Annotated in this window: 20 protein-coding genes; 10 read left to right on the top strand and 10 right to left on the bottom strand. The window is 67.3% G+C overall.

Features of this window, described 5'->3' with window-relative positions; all coding sequences use genetic code 11:
* Positions 1-11 precede the first annotated feature (11 nt).
* Positions 12-1,130 carry a hypothetical protein gene (locus ACFVWL_RS16580; protein ID WP_387185055.1) on the bottom strand — a complete coding sequence of 373 codons (1,119 nt, stop codon included), beginning with the start codon at positions 1,128-1,130 and terminating at the stop codon, positions 12-14.
* Positions 1,131-1,399: 269 nt separating this feature from the next.
* On the opposite strand from ACFVWL_RS16580, the gene ACFVWL_RS16575 reads away from it, so the two are divergent.
* The gene (locus tag ACFVWL_RS16575; RefSeq protein ID WP_387185052.1) at positions 1,400-2,320 is read left to right on the top strand and encodes a diacylglycerol/lipid kinase family protein; all 921 of its coding nucleotides are present in this window, start codon (positions 1,400-1,402) and stop codon (positions 2,318-2,320) included.
* A gap of 35 nt (positions 2,321-2,355) precedes the next feature.
* Here ACFVWL_RS16575 and ACFVWL_RS16570 read toward each other — a convergent pair whose 3' ends face one another.
* Both ACFVWL_RS16570 and ACFVWL_RS16565 read right to left on the bottom strand, forming a co-directional pair.
* A complete protein-coding gene (locus ACFVWL_RS16570) occupies positions 2,356-3,504 on the bottom strand; it encodes an AI-2E family transporter (RefSeq protein WP_387185050.1) in 1,149 nt (382 codons plus the stop codon).
* A 91-nt stretch (positions 3,505-3,595) separates the two neighbouring features.
* On the bottom strand, positions 3,596-5,071 hold the full coding sequence (locus ACFVWL_RS16565) for a LuxR C-terminal-related transcriptional regulator (RefSeq protein ID WP_387185047.1): 1,476 nt from the start codon (positions 5,069-5,071) through the stop codon (positions 3,596-3,598).
* Between the two features lie 212 nt (positions 5,072-5,283).
* Between ACFVWL_RS16565 and ACFVWL_RS16560 the strand changes: the two genes are divergently transcribed.
* Genes ACFVWL_RS16560 through ACFVWL_RS16545 form a run of 4 tightly spaced genes read left to right on the top strand, consistent with a single transcriptional unit; the run spans position 5,284 to position 9,819 of the window.
* Positions 5,284-5,658 (top strand): hypothetical protein, encoded by a 375-nt coding sequence (locus ACFVWL_RS16560; protein ID WP_387185044.1) that lies wholly within the window; start codon positions 5,284-5,286, stop codon positions 5,656-5,658.
* Positions 5,659-5,689: 31 nt separating this feature from the next.
* Positions 5,690-6,643, top strand: a complete 954-nt coding sequence (locus ACFVWL_RS16555) for a DUF1214 domain-containing protein (protein ID WP_387185043.1) — start codon at positions 5,690-5,692, stop codon at positions 6,641-6,643.
* A 40-nt stretch (positions 6,644-6,683) separates the two neighbouring features.
* Positions 6,684-7,487 (top strand): tyrosine-protein phosphatase, encoded by an 804-nt coding sequence (locus tag ACFVWL_RS16550; protein WP_387185040.1) that lies wholly within the window; start codon positions 6,684-6,686, stop codon positions 7,485-7,487.
* Between the two features lie 28 nt (positions 7,488-7,515).
* Positions 7,516-9,819 carry an arylsulfatase gene (locus ACFVWL_RS16545; RefSeq protein ID WP_387185038.1) on the top strand — a complete coding sequence of 768 codons (2,304 nt, stop codon included), beginning with the start codon at positions 7,516-7,518 and terminating at the stop codon, positions 9,817-9,819.
* A 109-nt stretch (positions 9,820-9,928) separates the two neighbouring features.
* On the opposite strand, the gene ACFVWL_RS16540 is transcribed toward ACFVWL_RS16545, so the two are convergent.
* A complete protein-coding gene (locus ACFVWL_RS16540; RefSeq protein ID WP_387185345.1) occupies positions 9,929-10,357 on the bottom strand; it encodes an Hsp20/alpha crystallin family protein in 429 nt (142 codons plus the stop codon).
* 478 nt (positions 10,358-10,835) lie between these two features.
* Here ACFVWL_RS16540 and ACFVWL_RS16535 point away from each other — a divergent pair, with 478 nt between their 5' ends.
* On the top strand, positions 10,836-11,180 hold the full coding sequence (locus tag ACFVWL_RS16535; protein WP_387185035.1) for a MerR family transcriptional regulator: 345 nt from the start codon (positions 10,836-10,838) through the stop codon (positions 11,178-11,180).
* A gap of 1 nt (position 11,181) precedes the next feature.
* Positions 11,182-11,520, top strand: coding sequence for an ATP-dependent DNA ligase (locus ACFVWL_RS16530; protein WP_387185032.1), 339 nt, complete (start codon positions 11,182-11,184; stop codon positions 11,518-11,520).
* A 166-nt stretch (positions 11,521-11,686) separates the two neighbouring features.
* Here the strand turns inward: ACFVWL_RS16530 and glnA are convergent, their stop codons facing one another.
* On the bottom strand, positions 11,687-13,111 hold the full coding sequence (gene glnA / locus ACFVWL_RS16525; protein WP_029262830.1) for a type I glutamate--ammonia ligase: 1,425 nt from the start codon (positions 13,109-13,111) through the stop codon (positions 11,687-11,689).
* Between the two features lie 147 nt (positions 13,112-13,258).
* Here glnA and ACFVWL_RS16520 point away from each other — a divergent pair, with 147 nt between their 5' ends.
* Positions 13,259-13,687, top strand: coding sequence for an RDD family protein (locus ACFVWL_RS16520; protein WP_387185028.1), 429 nt, complete (start codon positions 13,259-13,261; stop codon positions 13,685-13,687).
* A gap of 16 nt (positions 13,688-13,703) precedes the next feature.
* On the opposite strand, the gene ACFVWL_RS16515 is transcribed toward ACFVWL_RS16520, so the two are convergent.
* On the bottom strand, positions 13,704-14,195 hold the full coding sequence (locus ACFVWL_RS16515; RefSeq protein WP_029260308.1) for an ATP-dependent zinc protease: 492 nt from the start codon (positions 14,193-14,195) through the stop codon (positions 13,704-13,706).
* Between the two features lie 20 nt (positions 14,196-14,215).
* Here ACFVWL_RS16515 and ACFVWL_RS16510 point away from each other — a divergent pair, with 20 nt between their 5' ends.
* The gene (locus tag ACFVWL_RS16510) at positions 14,216-15,403 is read left to right on the top strand and encodes a RimK family alpha-L-glutamate ligase (protein ID WP_029265073.1); all 1,188 of its coding nucleotides are present in this window, start codon (positions 14,216-14,218) and stop codon (positions 15,401-15,403) included.
* 57 nt (positions 15,404-15,460) lie between these two features.
* On the opposite strand, the gene ACFVWL_RS16505 is transcribed toward ACFVWL_RS16510, so the two are convergent.
* On the bottom strand, positions 15,461-16,171 hold the full coding sequence (locus ACFVWL_RS16505; protein ID WP_387185025.1) for a DUF4191 domain-containing protein: 711 nt from the start codon (positions 16,169-16,171) through the stop codon (positions 15,461-15,463).
* A gap of 163 nt (positions 16,172-16,334) precedes the next feature.
* Between ACFVWL_RS16505 and ACFVWL_RS16500 the strand changes: the two genes are divergently transcribed.
* A complete protein-coding gene (locus tag ACFVWL_RS16500) occupies positions 16,335-17,807 on the top strand; it encodes a hypothetical protein (RefSeq protein WP_387185022.1) in 1,473 nt (490 codons plus the stop codon).
* Between the two features lie 9 nt (positions 17,808-17,816).
* Here ACFVWL_RS16500 and sucB read toward each other — a convergent pair whose 3' ends face one another.
* From sucB to ACFVWL_RS16485, 3 genes are all read right to left on the bottom strand, one after another.
* Entirely contained in the window at positions 17,817-19,535 is a 1,719-nt protein-coding gene (gene sucB / locus ACFVWL_RS16495; RefSeq protein WP_387185019.1) for a 2-oxoglutarate dehydrogenase, E2 component, dihydrolipoamide succinyltransferase, read from the bottom strand.
* A gap of 67 nt (positions 19,536-19,602) precedes the next feature.
* Positions 19,603-20,976, bottom strand: coding sequence for a dihydrolipoyl dehydrogenase (gene lpdA, locus ACFVWL_RS16490; RefSeq protein WP_387185017.1), 1,374 nt, complete (start codon positions 20,974-20,976; stop codon positions 19,603-19,605).
* A gap of 3 nt (positions 20,977-20,979) precedes the next feature.
* On the bottom strand, positions 20,980-22,452 hold the full coding sequence (locus ACFVWL_RS16485; RefSeq protein WP_387185014.1) for a leucyl aminopeptidase: 1,473 nt from the start codon (positions 22,450-22,452) through the stop codon (positions 20,980-20,982).
* Positions 22,453-22,496: the final 44 nt, after the last annotated feature.

The following is a 22,496-nucleotide window of genomic DNA, read 5'->3' as shown; positions in this document are numbered from 1 at the left end:
CGTCATCCGGTTCAGATGAGTTCGAGATTCGGACCCTCGTGGACGGCCCGATAGATGACGTTGCGGATCACGTTGGCCTGTTCCGAGGTGAGTGTGCGATCGATCGGACGCAGGACGATCCGCAGCAGGAGATTGACCTGCCCTTCTCGCGTTCCGAGGCGCGCACGCGCCGTCGTGGGGAGCTCCTCGTGCGTGGTGCGATTGAGCACGTCGAAGGACTCGACGACGCCGGCATCGTCTCCCAGAGCAGTGCGGATGCGGTCGCCGAGGGTCTCCTCGTCCTCGTCGGCCATCGTCACCACCGAGATGTCGCGTCGCGTCGCGGGGAGCGGAGAGACGTGCTGCCAAGGGTCGAGAGTGAGCATCTGCGTCGCGATGCGCGGATCCTCGGCCCGGAGGTAGCGGATGTCCGGGATACCTTTGCGCAGCATCAGGGCACGGTCCAGCCCCATGCCGAGGGCGAGACCGGACCAGCGCCGGGGATCGAGACCGGACCCGCGCAGCACATCGGGATGGATGCGACCGCACTCGGCGAGTTCGAGCCATTCGCCGTCGTGGAGCACGTCGATCTGCCGGCCGCCGACCGTGTAGGGGTGCGACGCAGTGGTCGTCTTCCAGTCGGCGCCGGGCAACACGCTCTGGACGAGGCCCGCGATCATCGCGAGCATCTCGTCGTCGTCGGTTCCGGGGGTGCTGCGGATGCGCCACAGATCCACCTGGTGCGGCTCGCCCACGTGGCTCCGATCGACCGCGTCCCGGCGGTAGGCGAGCCCGGGCGTCACGATCAGCTCATCGATGTCGGCGCGTCCTGCGTAGTCTTCGAGTGCATTCGGGAGTTCTGCGCTCGTGTGGCTGCGCAGCATCACCGTGGGGCTGATGTATCGGGTGTACCGGCGGGCACGGGTCACGTCGCCGTCGTCGTAGCCGAGGCGGTCGTAGTTGTCGCGCACCGGCACGATCGGAGGATTCCGCACCTGGCGGACGGTCCCGCCCCATTCGGACTGCAACGCCGCCACCACGGAGGTGAGGAGGGCTTGGATGGCGTGTGCGCCGTGGGTGGGATCGGTGAGGTCGCGCAGATCCAGGGCGCGGAGGAGTTCAGCAGAAGTCAGATAGTCGGCGTGCGACATGAGGGAGGGTCTCCGTAACGATGGCAGAGGGCAGATGGAGGGAAATTCCCCCGGCCGTGCCTGCGGAGACCTGCTGCACTAGGAGCGCGCGTCGAAGTCCCCGCGGCCATGTCCCGGCCGGGGGTTCGGAAATCGCTGCTGCCTGTGCACGACACCACCATACATCCGGGACGGCTCGCCTCGGCCGGCGGCGCACCCCGCCGACCGGCGACGGCCGCTTCGGACCTGCCGAGTTTGCGGTATCGGACGAGGTGTCCCAAGCTGACGATATGACCCACGCGCGAATCGGCATCGTCTGGAACCCTTCGAAGGTCGAGCAGGAGGTTCTGCACACCGCGGTGAGCGGTGTGTTCGACGATCGGTACGACATCCGCTGGTGGGAGACGACTCCGGAGGACCCGGGGCGCGGCATGGCGCGCGAGGCCCGCGAAGACGGCCGCGACATCGTGATCGCGGTCGGAGGAGACGGCACCGTGCGCGCTGTGGCGGAGTCGCTGGCGGGATCCGAGACGGCGCTCGGGATCGTGCCGCAGGGGACGGGCAACCTCCTCGCCCGCAATCTCGAGGTTCCGCTGAACAACGTGAAAGCCGCGCTGGAGCGGGTGCGCGACGCCGAGCCCCGTCGTATCGACCTCGGCTGGGTGTCGTATGACGGCACCGAGCATGCCTTCGCCGTGATGGTCGGCTTCGGCGTCGACGCGCAGATGCTGGTGGAGACCGATGACGATCTGAAGTCCAAGGCCGGCTGGCTGGCGTACGTCGAGGCGATGGGCCGTGCCCTGGCCGGCACCGAGATGACCGACATCACCCTCGCGATCGACGGCGAGAAGGCCGTCGCCGTGCGAGGCCACACCATGCTCATCGGCAACTGCGGGATGGTGCAGGGGGGCATTCGTCTGCTCCCCGACGCCGTTCTCGACGACGGCAAGCTCGATGTGCTGATGATCAGCGCCGACGGCGCGTTGCAGTGGCTCGACACGCTCCGCTCGTTCGTCTGGGACAACGGCATCCGTCGCCTCTTCGGAGCCACGGATGAGGCTGTCAGCACTGATTCCGCTCGCCACCTGCCTGTCGAGAGCATCTCGGTCGAGCTGAAGACGCCCCTCGTGTTCGAGATCGACGGCGAGGAGATGGGCGAGGTCACCGCGTTCGACGTGCGCGTCGATCCGGGTGCCCTGCTCGTCCGCTGAGACGAAGGGAGCGCGCCGTCTCGGCGGACGACGGTTCAGCGCGTGGCGGGTGGGGGAACGATCTTCCGGTCCTGCGCGGGGAACGTCACCTTCTGAATGATGATGATGATGCTCGCGGCGACGGGGATGGCGACGAGCGCGCCGAGGATTCCACCGAGCGCGGCACCGGCGACGGCCGCGATCACGACGAGCGCGCCCGGCACGGCCACCGCCTTGCTCATGATGCGCGGGGAGAGCACATATGCCTCGATCTGCATGTAGATCAGGTAGTAGATGATCGCGATCAGGGCGGTGAGCGGCGAGACGAAGAGGCAGATCAGCGAGTTGATGATCGATGCGGTCAGCGTGCCGACCAGCGGGATCATCGAGCCGATGAACGCGATGAGCGCGAGCAGGGCCGGAACGGGGGCGCCGATGATGCTGAGGAAGATGAGGCTCAGGATGCCGTTGATCAGCGCGAGGCTCACCTGCCCGATGACGTAGCGGCCGACGGCGCCGGAGACATCCTCGAGGAGCCCGCTGAAGGTGTCGCGCTGGTAGGCCGGGACGAAGCGTGCGGCGACGTGCTTCATGCTGCGCAGCGACGCCATGAAGTAGAGGGTCAGGATCAGGACGATCGTGATCCCGGTGAAGCCGCCGGCGATGCCCGCACCCACGGCGAACACGCCGCCGCCGATGTCGAGGAAGTTGTTCGGGTCCTGCACGAAGCTGAGGATGCCCTGCACCGCGTCGTCGATCGTGGAGCCGAACTGACCGCTGACGTCCTGGAACCAGTCGCTGGCCATGAAGTCCTTGATCATCTGCGGCCCGTCCTTGATCAGGTTGCTGATCTGCTCGACGAGAAGCGGGACGATGGCGAGGATGACGCCGGCGAACGCCAGCACGACGCCGGCCACCACGATCGTAACGGCGGCAGGGCGGGGGAGCTTCTTCTCGATGAAGGTGACGATCGGGTCGAGGCCGAGCGCGAGGAACACCGCGACGCCGACGTAGACGAGAACGGTCGCGAGCTGCCCGACGACGCTGCCGATCCCCAGGGCCACCAGAACGCCGAGGGCCCCCAGCAGACCGAACATGAACGGGTTGGTCCTGGCGTATGCGGCGACCGCATTCGACGGCTGCGACGACCGCGGCTCCGCGGATGTGCGCAGCTCGGTGTTCGCGGTGACTCTTCTACGGCGCATGATTCCCCCGGTCGACGGTCAGACTCACCAGTTGATCACCCCGGATCCCGCGCGGTCAAGCCGATGGCGCGGCGTGGCGATGTCTGAATCCTCACCTCGCGTCGGCGGTGAGGACGGCTGCTCGTCGTGAGGTGACGCCGAGCTTCCGATAGATCGAGCGGATGTGCGTCTTGACGGTGGGGTAGGCGACGCCCAGGCGCGTGGAGATCTCCTCGGCGGTCATCGTCGTGCGCAGATATGCGAGGACTTCACTCTCTCGAGGAGTGAGCACGCCCGTCCGCCGTCGGGCCAGCTCTCCACGTCGTTCGAGAATGGTTCCGAGGAATTCGTCGTGGCGGGATCCTCGATGGGCGTGGGCGATCAGGAGATCGCCGATCAGGGGGTCATCCGAGAGGAACGGCGTGAGGATCCGCTCGGGAGCCGCGGTTTCGAGGGCCCTGTCGAGGTGCTCGTGCGCGTCGGCACCATGCCCCGAAACGGAGCGCAGTGCCGCTGATGTGACGAGCGTGCTCACCCTCGCGTAGCGCGGGAGCGCGCCCGCCGCCGCCAGCCGCAGCGCCTGCGCAGCCAGCACAGGCTCATCGAGCACCCGATAGAGCTCGGCGAGCACCGCATGCGCGACGGCAGCGCCGGGGCGGGCGAGCGCCGGCGCGGCGATGGTGCGGGCGCGGTCGTCATGCCCCTCGGCGTGCGCGAGCAGGGCGGAGATCACGCGGCGCAGCGTGTCCCACGGGATGCCGTGCTTGTCGGCCTTGCTCACCCCGTGGAGCAGGCCGGCTGCGGCGAAGTAACGATCCTGCCGCTTGAGGGCGATGAGACTCATGACCAGATACAGGCGGGCGAGGGCTTCGAAGTTGTCACCGGGGCCGCTGTCGTCCACGACCTCTTCGAAGCGGGCGATCGCATCGTCGTAGTCGCCGCGCCAGTACGCGATGCTGCCGAGGTTGGCCTGGGGGAGACCGCCCTCGAAGATGTCCCAGTCGGACGGCGAGGACGAGACGGGAAGCCCATCGAGAGTCCGCTCGGCCTCGGTGAAGAGACCGGCGTGGGTCTGGGCGAAGGCGAGGTTGGACTGGGCGAGCCGGAAGGTCTCCGACCGTCCGCGCAGGCGGGCTTCGTCCGCGGCGGAGCGCAGAAGACCGATGGCTCCGGAGAGGTCGCGACGGAGGCGCACCTCGGTCCAACCGAGGAGGAAGAGTGCCGAGGGGTAGTCGTCATCGGGCCCGCACTCGGTCAGCGCCTCCCGCGCGCGATCGGCGGCCGCGGTCTTCGTCGGGGTGTCGGCAGCGAGGAGGAGCTCGGTGAAGCAGACGACGAAGTCGTCGTCCGCGATGCGCATTCCTTGGCCCCGCAGGAACTTCGCCCCGTGCGGGTCGCCGAGGAGGTCGCGACAGCAGGCGCGGATGAGGAGCACGTGCGGGGCGTGCGGCTCGGGGTGGGTGATGCAGAGCTGCTCGAGCTCGCGGGTACGGGACTCGAGGATGAGGCGGAGCCAGTTCCGGCGCAGCGACGCGCGGGCGAGTTCCGGATCACGGGGGGAAGGGTCCTCACGGACGGGGTCGATCACGGGTCAACGATATCGGCGTCGGAATCCCTCTGGATCGAGGATGACGGCGGATCTCATCCGGTGAGGATGACACCCGCGTTCAAGGCCTCTGCGACTGGCCAGACTCGCAGCGGAGCCTGTGCGTCCGGACGGCGTTCGGACACGGCTCCCGATACCTGACCTTCACCCCGCGGATCTCACGAGTGTGCCGCGGAGATCGGAATTCAACAGACATGCTCTTCTGGGAAACGCTCGGCTGGATGCTGTGGGCGACCGTCTTCATCGGCTACCTGTTCGCGCTGTCCGCGATCATCGGCGACCTGTTCCGCGACCGTGGTCTCAGCGGGTGGTGGAAGGCGGTCTGGGTCGTCTTCCTGATCTTCCTCCCGTTCCTCACCGTTCTCGTCTACCTGATCGCTCGTGGACAGGGGATGGCCGAGCGGAGCAGCAGAGCAGCGCGCGAGGCAGAGGATGCGACAGCGTCGTACATCCGCCAGGTGGCAGGAAAGACGCCCACCGAGGAGATCGCCGCCGCCGAAGCGCTTCGTGATGCCGGGTCGATCAGTGCACAGGAGTTCGAGGTCCTGAAGGCCAAGGCCCTCGCCTGATACTCGCCGACTCGCGACAGGAAGGAACGACATGTCCGCCACGAAGGTGAACATCGGCAATTTCGCCCGGGCCGAGTCCGATCTGATGTTCTCGCGCCTCGCCGCGGGGGTCGGACTCGGAACGTGGAACCACACGCGGGGGCTGACCTCTCTCGACGAGCAGCCGATCATCCGCCAGAATCGCGACACCCTCTACAGCAGCGCCATCGTCGATGTGCGTCAGGGGGTCGCGCTCGTGCTGCCGGACACCGATGGTCGTTACATCTCCGCGTTCGTCGTGAATCAGGATCACTATGCCGCGTACCTGCTGAGCGAGCCGGGCGAGCACCTGCTCACCCGAGAAGAGGTCGGTACCGACTACGCGGCGGTCCTGATCCGCATCCTCGTCGATCCAAACGATGCCGAGGACGTCGCGAAGGTCAACCGGCTGCAGGACCGGCTCGGCCTGGTGGGTGGCGGAGGGGAGGACTTCCCCCTGCGGGCGTACGACGTGCCGTCACACATCGAGACGCGCGAAGCGCTGCTCGTTCTCGGACGCGGTATCTCCACCTATGGCCGCGCGTTCGGCGCCAGGGACGAGGTCGATCCCGTCATGCACCTGCTGGGCACGGCGGGTGGGTGGGGCGGCCTGCCCGAGTACGAGGCCACCTACATCAGCGTGGACGAGGGGCTACCCGTCGCCGACTACCGTCTCGGCCTGAAGGACGTGCCGGTCGAGGCGTTCTGGTCGGTGTCCCTCTACAACGCGGCCGGATACTTCGAGGAGAACGAGCTCGGAGTGAACAGCATCAACAGCCTGACAGCCGTCACAGACGATGACGGGGGAGTGACGATCCATTTCGGTGCACACCCCGCCGGGGCGCCGAATGCACTGCCCATAATGCCCGGCTGGAACTACACGCTGCGACTCTATCGACCGCTGTCCGCCGTGCTCGACGGCAGCTGGGTCGCTCCGCGGCCCCGGGCGATCGAGTCCGACGAATGACGACGACAGCAGCGGCTGTCACCGACGGGGGGAGACCCGGATGACCACCACCGATCGCCGGATCGCGCTGCGCAGCGCCCCCAACCTCCGTGACCTCGGCGGGCTGCCGACAACGGGTGGCGTCGTACGTGCTCGCGTGATCTATCGTTCGGCGACTCTCGCCCGGCTGCAGGACGATGACCGGGAAGCGTTCCGTCGCCTCGGTATCACCACCGTGTATGACCTGCGGACCGTCGGTGAGCGCAGCACGTCACCCGATCAGCTTCCCGACGGCGTGAGGCTCGTGGGGTTGGATGTGCTGGCCGACAGCACCACCGACGTCGCAGCGGGGGTCGACCGACTCGCGAGCGACCCCGCAGGTCTCGCCGCCTCACTCCGCGAGGGACGCGGGTCCGCTCTCATGCGGGAGTCGTATCGGAACATCGTGAGCCTGCCCTCCGCACTCGCTGCGTACCGGTCCTTCTACTTTGATCTCATCGATCCCACGCGGTCCGGTGCGGCGCTGTTCCACTGCACGACCGGCAAGGACCGCACGGGGTGGGCCGCGGCGTCACTGCTGCTGTTGCTGGGCGTGAGCGATGACGACGTGCGTGCCGACTATCTGGAGACCAACGCCGATCTGCTTCCGGCCCTGCAGCCGCTCCTCGCTGCGGCGACCGAGAGGGGAGTCGATACACAGCTGCTGCTGCCCGTGCTCGGGGTGCGCGGCGAGTACCTCGACGCCGCGATCGACGAGGCGCGCACACGGTTCGGCAGCGTCGAGGGCTATGCGACGGAAGGCCTCGGACTCCACCTCGCTGACCTCGATGCGCTGCGTCGCCGATTCGTCGTGGCGCAGGCCTAGATCCGCCACCCGCTGAAAGGTCTCCCTCATGAATCCGCAAGATGTCCTTCCCTTCCCTCCGACGCCGTCCGCGAGCATCGCCGGGCGGACGATGCAGGAATCCGTGTACGGCCAGCGGGTCCCGCCGTCACGACTTCCGGACGATGCCCCCAACATCCTGATCGTCCTGATCGACGACGCCGGCCCCGGACTCCCCGACACTTTCGGCGGCGAGGTGAAGACCGACACCCTGTCCCGGGTCATCGACGAAGGAATCGGCTTCAACCGGTTCCACACCACGGCGATGTGCTCGCCGACGCGCGCCTCGCTGCTCTCCGGTCGCAATCACCACCGGATCGGCAACGGTCAGATAGCCGAGCTCGCCAACGACTGGGACGGCTACGCGGGCGAGATCCCCCGCTCCAGTGCCCTGGGTGCAGAGATGCTGAAGGACTACGGCTACTCGACGGCGGCATTCGGCAAGTGGCACAACACGCCCGCGATCGAGACCGGAGCGACGGGCCCGTTCCACAACTGGCCGTCCAGCATCGGGTTCGAGTACTTCTACGGCTTCCTCGCCGGTGAGGCCTCGCAGTACGAGCCGCACCTGGTGCGCAACACCACGAGCGTCCCCCCGCCGAAGACGGCCGCAGAGGGATACCACCTGAGCGAAGACCTCGCCGACGACGCCATCGGGTGGCTCCGCGATCACAGGGCGCTCGCGCCCGACACGCCGTTCTTCCTGTACTGGGCATCCGGCGCGATGCACGGGCCGCATCACATCATGAAGGAGTGGGCGGACAAGTACGCCGGACGATTCGACGGCGGCTGGGATGCCTACCGAGAGCGGGTCTTCGAGCGCGCGAAGGAGAAGAACTGGATCCCCGGTTCTGCAGAGCTGACGGCGCGGGATCCGCGTATGCCGGCGTGGGATGACATTCCGGAGGACGAGCGGGAGTTCCAGGCTCGGTTGATGGAAGTGGCCGCCGGTTTCGGTGAACACGCCGACGTGCAGGCGGGGCGGGTCATCGATGAGATCGAGGCGCTCGGATACGGAGACAACACCCTGATCCTCTACATCTGGGGAGACAACGGCTCCTCCGGCGAAGGGCAGAACGGCACCATCAGCGAGCTCCTCGCGCAGAACGGCATCCCCTCGACCGTGCAGATGCACGTCGAGGCCATGAACGAGATGGGAGGTCTGGACGCCCTCGGCACGGCGAAGGCCGACAACATGTATCACGCGGGCTGGGCCTGGGCGGGAAGCACCCCCTACAAGGGAATGAAGCTGCTGGCCTCGCATCTCGGTGGCACACGCAACCCGATGGCTGTGCGATGGCCGGCGCGGATCACGCCCGATGCCACGCCTCGTTCGCAGTTCGTGCACTGCACGGACATCGTTCCCACCATCTACGATCTTCTCGGCATCCATCCTCCCCGCGAGGTCGGCGGCGTGCCTCAGGATCCCCTCGACGGATCCAGTTTCGCCGCGGCACTCACCGACGCGGAAGCCGAGGAGACGCACCGCACGCAGTACTTCGAGATCCTCGGCAGCCGGGCGATATACCACGACGGCTGGATGGCATCGGCCTTCGGTCCGCGGGCGCCCTGGGTTCCCGGGCTGCCGGAAGGGATCGCCGACTGGACGCCCGACCACGACACTTGGGAGTTGTACCACCTCGACGAGGACTGGACACAGGCGCACGACCTCGCCGACGAGCATCCGGAGAAGCTGGCCCAGCTCAAAGAGCTCTTCGCCATCGAGGCCGCGAAGAACAGCGTCTACCCGGTCGGAGGCGGTCTGTGGGTGCCGATCTATCATCCCGAGTTCCGGATATCGACGCCGTATCGGCGCTGGAACTTCACCGGCAGCCTTCGACGCATGCCGGAGTTCATCGCACCGGCCTTGGGTAATCGGGCGAACACCGTGACGATCGACGCCGACCTGCCGGAGAAGGCCGACGGCGTGCTCTACGCACTGGGCGGCGCGGGTGGCGGACTCACCTGCTACCTGGACGACGGCTACCTCTGCTACGAATACAACACGTTCATCATCCACCGGACCAAGATCCGATCCTCGGAGCGTGTGGCGGCCGGGAGCGCCAGGATCGTCGTGGAGACCAGTTACATCGATCCCCGGCCGACGGGCCCCCTTCGCATCGACATCTCGATCGGTGGACGGCAGATCGCGACCGGCACGGTGCCGGTGAGCGTCCCGTTGCTGTTCACCGCGAACGATTGCCTCGACATCGGCGTCTGTCTCGGGGGGTCGGTCTCGCTCGACTACTTCGACCGCGCCCCGTTCCCCTTCACCGGCGAGATCCACTCGGTCGACGTGCGATACACGAACTGACCTCTGCGGAAGTGTGGGCGGAACGTGGGATCGATGCGCCGTCGTGGGTGGCCGCCGGCATGCCGGCGACCACCCACGACGGCGATCTTCTTCGTGACCTCAGCTCGGATCAGGCGGTGACGGCCTTGGCGCCGTGAGCGCCCATCGATTCGATCTGGATCTTGCGCGGCTTGGCGCGTTCGGCGATCGGGATCACAACGCTGAGCACGCCGTTGTCGTATGTCGCGCTGATGCCCTGCGCATCGACGTCGTCACCGATGGTGAAGCGGCGGACGTAGGAGCCGAAGGGGCGCTCCTGTGCCAGCCAGCGCGAGTTGTCGCGGTTCGCTTCCGTTCGTTCCGCACGGATCGTCAGCAGGTGACCGTCGACATCCACGTCGACCGAGCCCGGATCGACGCCGGGAAGGTCAGCATTGAGGACGTACCGGTCGCCTTCCCGGAACAGGTCGACGGGCATCAGGCGGGGCTGTCGGCTGGTATCGAATACGCTCTGCGCGATCCGGTCGAGCTGGCTGAAGGGATCGAATGACATCGACATGGTGGGGTTTCTCCTTCCGGTGAGTGACGGCGTGACGAGCCGTCCGATGAGGGTGGTCATGACGGCGGCCTCGACGGCCGCGTCGAGTGGGGGGGCGCACGCACCCTCTCCGGAAGCTCTTCGGGCCGAGGGCTCTCGGCGCCTGCCGTGAGACATCGCCGTACGGTGGCGTGATCGCCGACCGCCGGTGGAGCCGTTGCCGTGCACGTCGATACCGTGATGAGCAGGTCGGACACGACCTGTTCGAACTCCGCTAGGAGCAGGTCCGCATCGGCATAGACGATGTCGGCGAACGCCATCGCGTCGTCGATCAGGCAGCTCGCTGCCACGGAACATCACCTCCATACCTGTCGTCGCTTACCGTCGCGGCACCGAAAGAGGATCGGCCCCGCAACCCGGATAGATGTGGATCAGTTGATGCATATTTTGTACACCTAGGGGTTGACCAAATGCAAGGGGGCGGAGCAGAATTCCTGTCATGACCACGACGCCACCCAGTCGACCGGTGTACACGATGGGCATCGCCGCCGAACTCCTCGATCTGCCCCCGGCGACCCTGCGGCTCTATGAGCGAAAGGGCCTCGTCTTTCCCGCGCGAAGCGAGGGAGGAACACGGCGGTACAGCGAGGACGACATCGACCGCATGCGCCGCATCTCGACGCTGCAGACCGACGGCGTCAACCTCACCGGTATCGGCAAGGTGATGGGTCTCGAAGACGAGAACGCCGAGCTCAGAGCGACTCTCGACGGTCATGAAACCGGCCGGGAAGCGGCCACACATCCAGATGACGACGCGCGACGACGTGAGAACGGAGAACAGTGACGTGGGAAAGTTCATCTACGAGGGCGGGCCGAAGGTCGAGATCGAGGACCGTGCCCTCCTGCATCTGCAGCTGGTGATGTCGACGAAGCTGCGCCGCGGTGAGCCCTTCGCCTTCACCTGGCGTGAAGACCAATCCGTCGGCGGCGGGCGGACCACGGTGTGGATTCATCCCGGAAGTGCGCTGGTGTTCAAGTTCGCCGGGAGCCGCCAGCCTTCCATCAGCCGCGCGTGGACCGAGGCGCTCGCATTCACGGCGAACTCGCCCGGCGGTCTCCACCTCGTTCCGGAGCCCGCCGAGAACGCACTGACAGGGCCTGCCGCCGAGCCTGTCTCTGTGTGAGCGTCGCCCGATGGGCTCCGCGACATCCGCGCCACGTCATGGGACGGATAGCCACATCCGCACCCGGCTCGGACGCACGAAAGAGCCCGCCTCAGCGCAACGCTGGGCGGGCTCTCTCGAACTCGGACTTCCTGCGGGCTAGGCCCCGGACCTCCGCGTCATCCGACTAGACGCCGAAGTACAGCTCGTACTCGAACGGGTGCGGGCGCTGGGCCATCGGCAGGATCTCGTTCTCGTACTTGTAGGAGATCCAGGTCTCGATGAGCTCCTTGGTGAACACGCCGCCCTCGAGGAGGAACTGGTGGTCGGCCGCCAGCGCGTCGAGCGAGTCGAGCAGCGAGTTCGGGACCTGCGGGATGTCCTTGGCCTCCTCGGGCGGAAGCTCGTAGAGGTCCTTGTCGACCGGCTCGTGCGGCTCGATGCGGTTCTTGATGCCGTCGAGGCCCGCCATCAGCTGTGCGGCGAAGGCGAGGTACGGGTTGCCCGAGGCGTCGGGCGCACGGAACTCGATGCGCTTGGCCTTGGGGTTCGAGCCCGTGATCGGGATGCGGATCGCGGCGGAGCGGTTTCCGGCCGAGTAGACCAGGTTGACCGGAGCCTCGAAGCCCTTGACCAGACGGTGGTAGCTGTTCAGCGTCGGGTTGGTGAAGGCGAGCAGTGCGGGCGCGTGGGCCAGGATGCCGCCGATGTACCAGCGCGCGATGTCGCTGAGCTGGCCGTAGCCGGCCTCGTCGTAGAACAGCGGCTTGCCGTCGCTCCACAGCGACTGGTGGGTGTGCATGCCCGAGCCGTTGTCACCGTAGAGGGGCTTGGGCATGAAGGTCGCGACCTTCCCCCACTCCTCGGCGGTGTTCTTCACGATGTACTTGAACTTGAGGATGTCGTCCGCCGCGTGGACCATCGTGTCGAAGCGGTAGTTGATCTCCTGCTGGCCGCCCGTGCCGACCTCGTGGTGCGAGCGCTCCAGGATGAAGCCGGCGTCGATCAGCTTGAGGGTGATGTCGTCACGGAGGTCGGCGGTCTTGTCGACCGGGCTGACCGGGAAGTAGCCGCCCTTGTAGGGGGTCTTGTTGCCGAGGTTTCCGCCCTCTTCCTCGCGGCCCGTGTTCCAGGCCCCCTCTTCGGAGTCGACGCTGTAGAAGCTGGAGTTCGACGTGACGTTGTAGCGGACGTCGTCGAAGATGTAGAACTCGGCCTCGGGAGCGAAGAAGGCGGTGTCGGCGATGCCGGTCGAGGTCAGGTACTTCTCGGCCTTCTTGGCGACCTGACGCGGGTCCTTCGAGTAGATCTCGCCGGTGCGCGGGTTGTAGATGTCGAACAGCATGACGAGCGTGCTCGCCTCGCGGAACGGGTCGACGTACGCCGTCGTGACGTCGGGGATGAGCTGCATGTCGGACTCGTGGATGCTCGCGAAGCCGCGGATCGAGGAGCCGTCGAACAGCTGACCGTCGGTGAAGAAAGCCTCGTCGACCGTCGATGCAGGAATGTTGAAGTGCTGCTGTACACCCGGGAGATCGGTGAAACGGATGTCAAGGAACTTGACGTCGTTCTCCTTGATGTAGGTCAGTACCTCGGACGAATCTTTGAACATGTACGACTCCTGTAATGCGGATCGATGGCTTCACGGCCACTCTGCAGAGTACGGACGGGGGATTTCTCTACGGTATCCGCTTTGTTTCGGGCGTGTTACAGGCGCGAGGGCGTCAGTGCGGCATTTCGTGCTCGGTAGGCTGGGGGAGTGACGGATGCAGTGAACGCGTACCCCGGTGAACGACTCGGACTCCCCGAATCCGGCTCCGGGAGCATCGCCCGTCCCGGACGCCGCATCGGTGCACTCCTGATCGACTACACGGCGGCGACCATCATCGCCACGGGATTCCTCGGATTCGACCAGTTCGCGCTGCCGACCGAGGCCGGTCTGAGCCAGTTCGCCCCGATGCTGGTGTTCGCCGTCCTGCAGATCGTCTTCATCCCGACCGCCGGCGGCAGCCCGGGACACCGCATCCTCGGTATGCGTCTGGCGCGTATGGACGGCAGCTGGGTCGGGCTGTGGCGTCCGATCGTCCGCACGCTTCTCCTCGTCGTCGTCGTACCGGCCGTGATCTGGGACGCCGATCAGCGAGGTCTGCACGACAAGGCGGTCGGTACGGTTCTGATCCGCACCTGACTTCCGAGGGGCGGAGTCAGTCGCGGCCGCGGTTGCGCCGACGTGCTTCGCGAGGCGCCCGTCCGCCGAGGAAGGAGCGCGCGGGGTCGACGACGTAGCCCCGGCGCAGGGCCTCACGCCCGATGAGCATCCGGAAGCCCATCTCGTCGCGGTTGCTCAGGGTGACCTCCGCCAGCACTTCGCGATCCACGAGACGGATCAGGAGCTCGACCACGAGGCGCTCCTGGGCGTGACCGGAAGAGCTCCGCACCGCGCGACGATCATGGATCGGGCACTCCACGACGACCGCGTCCTCCTGGCTGTCCTGCCAGGGCTTGACCTTGAAGCGGACCCAGGGCTGCTCATCCTGTTCGAACTCGACGATGTCGAAAGCATGGAGAGATGAAGTGCGCGCACCCGTGTCGATCTTGGCTTTGAGCCAGTCGACTCCGAGATCGGGCAGGCTCACCCATTCTCGCCACCCCGTAAGGGTGTTTGAATGGGGGGTAGTCCTACTCACCTGATACATCCTGGCAGGAAAAATCCCCCGTGAAGATCGCAGTGCTCTCCCGCGCGCCGCAGGCGTACTCCACCCAGCGTCTGCGTGCAGCCGCGCTCCAGCGTGGGCACAACGTCAAGGTGCTCAATACGCTGCGCTTCGCGATCGACCTCACGGCCGATGAACCGGACCTGCACTACAGAGGGCGCCAGCTCAGCGACTACGACGCGATCCTGCCGCGCATCGGCAACTCGATCACGTACTTCGGCACAGCGGTCGTGCGACAGTTCGAGCAGATGGACGTCTATACCCCGAACACCGCGAACGGGATCTCGAGCGCCCGCGACAAGCTGCGCGCGAACCAGATCCTCTCGCGTCACAACATCGCGATGCCGCCGACCGCCTTCGTCCGCAACCGCGCGGACGTCCGACCCGCGATCGAGCGCGTCGGGGGAGCCCCGGTCGTCATCAAGCTTCTCGAGGGCACGCAGGGGATCGGGGTGATCCTCGCTCCTCAGGTGAAGGTCGCCGAGGCGATCATCGAGACGCTGCACTCCACCAAGCAGAACGTGCTCATCCAGAAGTTCATCTCGGAAAGTCGGGGGCGCGATATCAGGGCTCTCGTCGTCGGTGACCGTGTCGTCGCCGCCATGCGACGCTCAGCGGCCGGAGACGAGTTCCGATCGAACGTGCACCGCGGCGGATCGGTCGAGGCGATCGAGCTCGACCCTGTGTACGAGCGCGCGGCCGTGCGCTCCGCCCAGATCATGGGCCTGCGCGTGGCTGGCGTCGACATGCTGGAAGGCGATGACGGTCCGCTCGTCATGGAGGTCAACTCCTCGCCGGGGCTGCAGGGTATCGAGACGGCCACGAAGCTCGACGTCGCCGGCGCCATCATCGACTACATCGCCGGCCAGGTCGCCTTCCCCGAGATTGATGTCCGGCAGCGTCTGACGGTCTCGACGGGGTACGGTGTCGCCGAGCTCATGGTCCACGGCGCCGTCGACTTGGTCGGGAAGACGCTGGGCGAGGCGGGTCTCTGGGAGCGGGACATCACTGTTCTCACGTTGCACCGTGGCGTCAGCGTCATTCCCAACCCGCGCAAACACGTGGTCTTGGAAGCCGATGATCGGTTGTTCTGCTTCGGGAAGCTCGACGAGATGCGCTCGATGGTTCCGGAACGTCGTCGTCGTCGCGCGAAGGTCCGTCGGCTGCCCCGGCAGCCGCTCTCCGAGTGAAAAAGAGCGCGGCCGTCCTCGTAGGAGGACGGCCGCGCTCTTGGCGTGTGCGAGTGCTCAACGAGGCCGCTGGGAGCGCACCTTCGTCGGGTCGATGCCCTTCGGGATCGGCAGTGACGACAGCGACTGCGAAACCGAGTCCACGCGGCGGATGACGGCGGCCATCGTGGCCTTGTCGATCGCCTTGGGGAGCTTCTTGATGGTCTTCGAGAGATCGGCGATCGCCACCTCGTCCTCGCCGTGTCCGACGTAGAGGACGGTGACGGGGACGCCGTGCGCGACGCGCTGGGCTTTGCTGCGCTCTTCGTTCACGAGACGGGTCAGCCGGCCGCGCGCGCCTTCGCCGACCACGACGATGCCACCGCGGCCGATGGTGCGGTAGACCGCTTCCTGCGTCTTCGGGTTGATGCCGACGGGCGTCTCGGATGCCTGCCAGCTGCGACCCAGGCTGGTGCTGAGCACGTGGCCTGTCGCACCGGGCATGCCGTCGATCTTGCTGTACATGGCGGACGTCGACAGTCGCGTCATGAGGAACAGGGCGCCCAGGATGCCCAGCATCAGACCGGTGATGCCCCAGAGGACGAGGGTCCACACCTGGAACGGCGGGATCAGGTACCCGGCGACGAGACCGAGAAGCACGCCGCCGATGAGGATCGCGGCCTGCGCCCACGGCAGCCACGAGTAGGCCTCACGTGTGAACCGGAAGAGGGACTTGATCTGGGAGAAGAACCCAGGACGCTTTTCGGGTTCAGGAGCACGCTTTGCCATGAGGACCAGCCTACCGAGTCTGGCGGCGTCGTGATGTCGGCGTTCGCGCGAAGCGGAGCAGAGGGTGGTCCACTCTTCCTCCACATCGGTGACCCCGGGCGGAATCCGTCCGGATTGCCGCAGAGGCGGTCGATCGTTGTGATCCCTGCGCTGTGATGGAGGAATGGACGACAACGCGATCGACGACGGCGGGGGGACGCCGCTCGTACCGGGGGCGCATCGCGCGGTGAGGACACTCGATCCTACGGAGGGGCCGTTCGCGGGAACACTCGTCACTCACGGCGAGGGTGTCGCGGTGCGGGTGGATGCGGCGACTCTCGGCGGGTGGGCGGGGTGGCGGTTCTCCGGAGCCGAACATATCGCGGCTCCGATCGATGTCTGTCGTCGCAGGGGAGGGCACGACGCCCTGCTTCCCTGGTGCACGGATCGAGTGCTGGGGTTCCTGGTCCGTCGCTCAGCGGGAGGCGGGAGCATCGCACCCGGGGAATCCAGCACCCTCGTCGTCAGTCTTCTGCGAGGCCTCGACGAGCTGGGAGAGGGCGTCGACGGCGTCCGTACCGGTACGTGGTGGATCACGGATGGTGGCCGTCCGGTCTTCGTCGTGGGGCGCGGCCCCGGTGCCAGGGCTGGTGTCCTGGAGATCCTGGAGCATCTGACGGAGCAGAGCTCTGACAAGGTGCTCCGACGGGCGCTGGGGGTGATCGACGAGGGGCTGCGGAAGACACTCACCCAGCCGCGCCTCCCACGCAGGCTCACGGAATCGTGGGAGCAGTCGATGCTCGACGTCGCTGCGCCCCAGCCGCTCGCGCGAGAGTTCCAGGCTCCGGGGCGGGCACGGGATCTCGCTCGTACGGTCGCCCCGCGGGCGCCCCTCGAGCGTGAGAGCACACCTCGTCTTCGCGCGGATCGGGTCCGCACCGGCGAAGCACGTCGTGGGGTTCGGGGGCTGAGGGCGATCCGCGACGCGGTGTACGCGTCTGTCCGCGAGACCCTTGCGTGGGGGGAAGCGGTGAGACGGAACCGTGCTGCGACAAACGGGCCGCAGCAGCGAGGCTCCGTGAGATCCGCCGCTGCCGGGCACCTGCGTCGGCGCTCTCTGCTCGTCGCGGGGGCGGCGGCGGTGATCGTGCTCGCGGCGGGGCTGCTCTGGCCCGAGGGCGAAGCATCGGGAAAGGCGGGGGATGCGGCTGGCGGCAGTTCCCCGACGCAGCCGTCGCCGTCGGCCGGAGGAGCGCTGCCGAAGCCCACACCGTCCGCGACAGGAGGTACGGGAGAGGAGGAGACCCCGAGGGACGAGCCCGTGGCGGAGGACGATCCTGTTGCGGCGGTCTCCTCGCTCCTCCGCACGATCGCGGACTGCCGTGCGCAGGGCGACACGTCGTGTGCAGCGGCCGTGGCGGGGGACGCGGTGGGGGTGATCGATGCTCTCGGCGTGGTGCCCTCCGCGCATTCGACGCCGGAGCTCGTGGACGAGTACGGAGACGTGGCGGTGACGCGTCTCCGGGCGACCGGGCCGGAAGACGGGCCGGGAGCGACGAAGGGCGAGGGTTCCGATCAGACGATCGTGGTCCTCATCCGCTCCGACGAGAAATGGCTGGTCCGCGACGTCTATGACGTCGCGGACCAGCCAGGATGACTCTCGTGGTCAGGCGCCGAGCTGCGCGGCGAACTGCGCGGACTCGAGGCGGGCCTTCACCGCACCCAGGAAGCGCGCTGCATCTGCACCGTCGATGATCCGGTGGTCGTAGGAGAGCGCGAGGTACACGTACGACCGGACGGCGATCGCATCTGCACCCCCGACCTTCACGAGACCCGGACGCTTGACGACCGTGCCGGTACCCAGGATGGCGGACTGCGGGAGGAACACCACCGGGGTGTCGAACAGGGCGCCTCGCGAACCCGTGTTGGTCAGCGTGAAAGTGCCACCGGCCAGCTCATCGGGCTTCAGCTTGTTATCGCGCGTGCGTGCGGCCAGATCGGCGATCTCATGTGCGATCTGCGCGATGTTCTTCGACGCGGCATCGCGCAGGACCGGAGTGAGCAAGCCGCGTTCGGTGTCCACAGCGATCGAGACGTTCTCACTCGCCGGGTAGACGATGTTCTCGCCGTCGACCGTCGCGTTCACGATCGGGAACGCCTGCAGCGCTTCCGCCGTGGCGAGTGCGAAGAAGGGCAGGAACGAGAGCTTGTCGCCGGTCTTCTCCAGGAACGAGGCCTTCACACTGTCGCGGTAATCCGCGAGAGCCGTGACATCGACCTCGACGACCGTGGTCAACTGAGCCGTCTGCTGCATCGACTCGACGGCGCGCTTGGCGAGAACCTTGCGCAGACGCGACATCGGCTGCGTCGTACCGCGCAGCGGCGAGACCTCGAGCGGAGCAGGGGCAGCGGCGGTCGCAGCGGGTGCTGCTGTCGCGCTCTCCGCAGCCTTCAACACATCTTCCTTGCGGATGCGTCCGCCCACACCTGTTCCGGTGACGGTAGCCAGGTCCACGCCCTGCTGGGACGCCAGGCGGCGCACGAGCGGGGTCACGTACAGGTTGTCGTTCTCGGTCGGGAGCGCGAGCTTCGGGGCGGCCGGTGCAGCAGCCGGTGCGGCAGCGGGGGCCGGTGCAGCAGCGGGGGCCGGTGCAGCAGCGGGGGCCGGTGCAGCAGCGGGGGCCGGTGCAGCAGCCGGGGCCGGTGCAGCGGCGGGCGCCTCAGCAGCAGGCGCCGGAGCAGCAGCGGGTGCTGCGCCAGAACCGACGCGTGCGAGCACCGCGCCGACGGCGACGGTCTCGTCTTCTCCGGCGATGATCTCCTGCAGCACGCCGGCGACCGGCGACGGGATCTCGGTGTCGACCTTGTCGGTGGAGATCTCCAGAAGAGCTTCGTCGACGGCGATGCTGTCGCCGACCTGCTTGAGCCAACGAGTGACGGTTCCTTCAGTCACGCTTTCGCCCAATTCGGGAAGCACGATATCCGTCGCGTCGCCCGCGGGCGCGGCTTCAGCGGCGGGCGCCGGTGCTTCTGCAGCCGGTGCGGGAGCTTCGGGAGCGGCTTCGGCGGCGGGGGCCTCTGCGGCCGGTGCCTCATCAGCGGCGGGCGCTGCGGCGGCCGGAGCATCTGCGGCCGGAGCTGCGGCGCTGCCATCGCCGATGCGCGCGAGAAGCGCGCCGACCTCGACGGTCTCGTCCTCGGCCACGAGGATCTCCTCGATCACGCCGCTGACGGGGGAGGGGATCTCGGTGTCGACCTTGTCGGTCGAGATCTCGAGCAGGCCCTCGTCCGCCTGCACGGTGTCTCCCACCTGCTTGAGCCAGCGGGTGACCGTACCCTCTGTGACGCTCTCGCCGAGAGCGGGGAGGACGACGGATGTGCTCATGACTGAGTCTCCTTCAGGAAGTTGTATGACGCTTGTCTAGCTTAGTGACTCGGGCACCGGTTGGTGCTCAGAGGGCGTGCAGGGGCTTGCCGGCCAGGGCGAGGAAGGCCTCGCCGAGCGCCTCGCTCTGGGTGGGGTGGGCGTGGATCAGGGGAGCGATGTCCTCCGGGTGCGCCTCCCAGGCGACGGCGAGCTGCCCCTCGGTGATGAGCTCGCCGACACGGTCGCCGAGCAGATGTACGCCGATGACGGGGCCGTCCTTGAGGCGGACGACCTTGACGAGACCACCGGTTCCGATGATCTCGCTCTTTCCGTTCCCGGCGAGGTTGTATTCGTAGGCCACGATCGCGTCGGCACCGTGTTCGTCGGCTGCGGCCTCTTCGGTCACCCCGACGGAGGCGACCTCGGGACTCGAGTACGTGACCTTGGGGATCTGCAGGTCGGGGATGTGGGCCGGTGAGAGACCTGCGATGCGCTCGGCGACCGCGATGCCCTGCTGGAATCCTCGGTGAGCGAGCTGGAGTCCGGGCACGATGTCGCCGACTGCCCAGAGCCCCTGAACACCGGTCCGGAGGTCTTCGTCGACGATCACGAAGCCGCGATCGAGGGTCACCCCGGCCTCTTCGAAGCCGAGGTCGGCAGTGACGGGACCGCGGCCGACGGCGACGAGGAGGTAGTCGGCCGTGAACTGCGTGCCGTCCTCGAGCGTGACGGTGACGGAGGATTCGTCCTGTGCTGCGCTCTGGAAGCGGGTTCCGAGGGAGTACTGGATGCCACGGCGGCGGAAGGCTCGCTCCAGGCCCTTGCTGAGCGCGATGTCCTCGTTAGGGACGAGGTGCGGCAGAGCCTCGATGATCGTGACCTCGGAGCCGAACGAGCGCCAGACGCTCGCGAATTCGACGCCGATCACACCACCGCCCAGGATGAGTACACGTTCCGGGATCACGTCGAGGGCGAGTGCCTGCTCGCTGGTGAGGATCCGTCCGCCGATCTCGAGGCCGGGAAGCGAGCGGCTGTATGAGCCGGTGGCGAGCACGACATCGGTGCCCACGTACACGTCATCTCCGACACTGACGCTGCGGTCCGGGTTCAGGCGGCCGAGTCCGGCGACGGTCGTGATCCCGCGTGCCTTGACGAGACCCTCGAGACCTTTGAACTTCTTGGCCACGATTCCTTCGCGATACGCGCGGACACCGGCGGGGTCGACGCCGTCGAGCGTCGCCTTCACGCCGACGGACGCGGCGTCGCGCACATGCTCGGCGACCTCTGCCGCATGCAGCAGCGCCTTCGTCGGGATGCATCCGCGGTGAAGGCAGGTGCCGCCCACCTTGTCCTTCTCGATCAGTGCGACGGACTTGCCGAGCTCACTGGCTCGCAATGCTGCGGCGTAACCGCCGCTCCCGCCGCCCAGGACGACGATGTCGTAGGTGTGGGTTGTCATATGTCATGCCTCCGTGTGGGATGCTGCGGCGAAGGCGACGATCGATCGGACCATCGCCCCGGTGGGACCCTTCTCAGTGAAGCCGTAGGGGGCACCGGCATGCTCGCCGGACCCCGCGATGTCAAGGTGCACCCAGGGGATGCGCGGGGCGTCCTCGGCGTCCGATGTGCGCCCGACGAAACGACGAAGGAACAATCCGGCGTACGAGGCGCCGCCCATCCGGTCGCCCATGTTCGCGTTCTGCAGGTCGGCGATGGGTGACTCGAGCGACTCCTCCATGTACTCCGGCAGCGGCATGTGCCAAGCCGCCTCGTCGACCTGCGCCGTCGCGGAGATGAACGAGGACACCGTCTCGATGTCGCCGAAGACGCCGGTGTGCCGGTGGCCGAGCGCAGCGACGATGGCACCGGTGAGGGTGGCCACGTCGATGATGACGTCCGGGTTCTCGCGGCTTGCCGCCACGAGTCCGTCAGCGAGCACGAGTCGCCCCTCGGCGTCGGTGTTCTGGACCTCCACGGTGGTGCCGTCGAGGATGCGGATGACGTCGCCGGGGCGCAGGGCCCGTCCCGAGGGCATGTTGTCGGTGATGCAGAGCCACGCCGTCACATGGACGGGAAGTCCGAGCGTGGCGATCGCGCGGATCGCGGCGAGAGAGGTCGCGGCGCCCGCCATGTCGAACTTCATGCCGACCATCGACGCCGCGGGCTTCAACGACAGGCCGCCGGTGTCGAACGTGATGCCCTTGCCGACCAGGGCGATGTGTCGCGTCGCGTCGGCGGGGGAGTAGTCGAGACGAACCAGTCGCGGGGGACGGTCCGAGCCCTGCCCCACGCCGAGGATGCCGCCGAACCCCTGCTCGGCGAGGGCCTCCTCGTCGAGGATCTCGACGGTGACGTCGAGGTCTGCGACGCTGTCGGCCGCGCTCTGCGCGAGCTGTGCCGGGCTCTGCCACTCGGCGGGAACGTTCACGAGATCCTTGATCAGAGCGACCGCGTCGCCGATGACCTGGGCGTGCTCGGCGTCTGCGTCGTCGAGCACGGCGTGCAGGGTCACCGCAGTGGCACGTGCCTTGCCCTTCTCGGTGCGGTAGCCGTCGAACTTGTGTCCGCCGAGCACTGCTCCCTCCGCTGCTGCCGCGGCGAAGGGCTCGAGGCCTTCGGCAAGGGCGACCGCGACGTGCTCGAAGCCGGTGAGCGTGCGCAGTGCCGTGCCGGTCGCGTTGCGCACCGCTGCGGCGTCGGGCTGGGCTCCGGCGCCGACGACGGCGAACGGCAGCGAGGTCACCTCCGGGGCGTACACCCGGGCGAAGGATCCGGCGGAGCCGGTGAATCCGATGCCGGCCAACGCGTCGGCGAGGCCGGGGTAGCCGGCCAGGGAATCCGCCGAATCGGGGAGAGCGGCGACGACGAGCACTGCGGCATCTGCAGCGCTTCCGGGGAACTGAGCGGTGGTGTGCGAGAGCACGGGAAGCGTCATGTCTCCATCCTAGGATCTCCGCCGCAGCATGGTCGCGCGCCCTC

It is taken from the genome of Microbacterium sp. NPDC058269 (assembly GCF_042881445.1).
Lineage (GTDB): Bacteria > Actinomycetota > Actinomycetes > Actinomycetales > Microbacteriaceae > Microbacterium.
The sequence above is the reverse complement of the archived record's forward strand: the minus strand, read 5'-3'. Positions and strand labels throughout refer to the sequence as shown.

What these genes read in the sequence shown, in the direction of transcription:
- ACFVWL_RS16580 (WP_387185055.1), bottom strand. Translation starts at nt 1,130, where the DNA reads ATGTCGCACGCCGACTATCTGACTTCTGCTGAACTCCTCCGCGCCCTG.
- ACFVWL_RS16575 (WP_387185052.1), top strand. Translation starts at nt 1,400, where the DNA reads ATGACCCACGCGCGAATCGGCATCGTCTGGAACCCTTCGAAGGTCGAG.
- ACFVWL_RS16570 (WP_387185050.1), bottom strand. Translation starts at nt 3,504, where the DNA reads ATGCGCCGTAGAAGAGTCACCGCGAACACCGAGCTGCGCACATCCGCG.
- ACFVWL_RS16560 (WP_387185044.1), top strand. Translation starts at nt 5,284, where the DNA reads ATGCTCTTCTGGGAAACGCTCGGCTGGATGCTGTGGGCGACCGTCTTC.
- ACFVWL_RS16555 (WP_387185043.1), top strand. Translation starts at nt 5,690, where the DNA reads ATGTCCGCCACGAAGGTGAACATCGGCAATTTCGCCCGGGCCGAGTCC.
- ACFVWL_RS16550 (WP_387185040.1), top strand. Translation starts at nt 6,684, where the DNA reads ATGACCACCACCGATCGCCGGATCGCGCTGCGCAGCGCCCCCAACCTC.
- ACFVWL_RS16545 (WP_387185038.1), top strand. Translation starts at nt 7,516, where the DNA reads ATGAATCCGCAAGATGTCCTTCCCTTCCCTCCGACGCCGTCCGCGAGC.
- ACFVWL_RS16540 (WP_387185345.1), bottom strand. Translation starts at nt 10,357, where the DNA reads ATGTCGATGTCATTCGATCCCTTCAGCCAGCTCGACCGGATCGCGCAG.
- ACFVWL_RS16535 (WP_387185035.1), top strand. Translation starts at nt 10,836, where the DNA reads ATGACCACGACGCCACCCAGTCGACCGGTGTACACGATGGGCATCGCC.
- glnA (WP_029262830.1), bottom strand. Translation starts at nt 13,111, where the DNA reads ATGTTCAAAGATTCGTCCGAGGTACTGACCTACATCAAGGAGAACGAC.
- ACFVWL_RS16515 (WP_029260308.1), bottom strand. Translation starts at nt 14,195, where the DNA reads ATGTATCAGGTGAGTAGGACTACCCCCCATTCAAACACCCTTACGGGG.
- ACFVWL_RS16505 (WP_387185025.1), bottom strand. Translation starts at nt 16,171, where the DNA reads ATGGCAAAGCGTGCTCCTGAACCCGAAAAGCGTCCTGGGTTCTTCTCC.
- ACFVWL_RS16500 (WP_387185022.1), top strand. Translation starts at nt 16,335, where the DNA reads ATGGACGACAACGCGATCGACGACGGCGGGGGGACGCCGCTCGTACCG.
- sucB (WP_387185019.1), bottom strand. Translation starts at nt 19,535, where the DNA reads ATGAGCACATCCGTCGTCCTCCCCGCTCTCGGCGAGAGCGTCACAGAG.
- lpdA (WP_387185017.1), bottom strand. Translation starts at nt 20,976, where the DNA reads ATGACAACCCACACCTACGACATCGTCGTCCTGGGCGGCGGGAGCGGC.
- ACFVWL_RS16485 (WP_387185014.1), bottom strand. Translation starts at nt 22,452, where the DNA reads ATGACGCTTCCCGTGCTCTCGCACACCACCGCTCAGTTCCCCGGAAGC.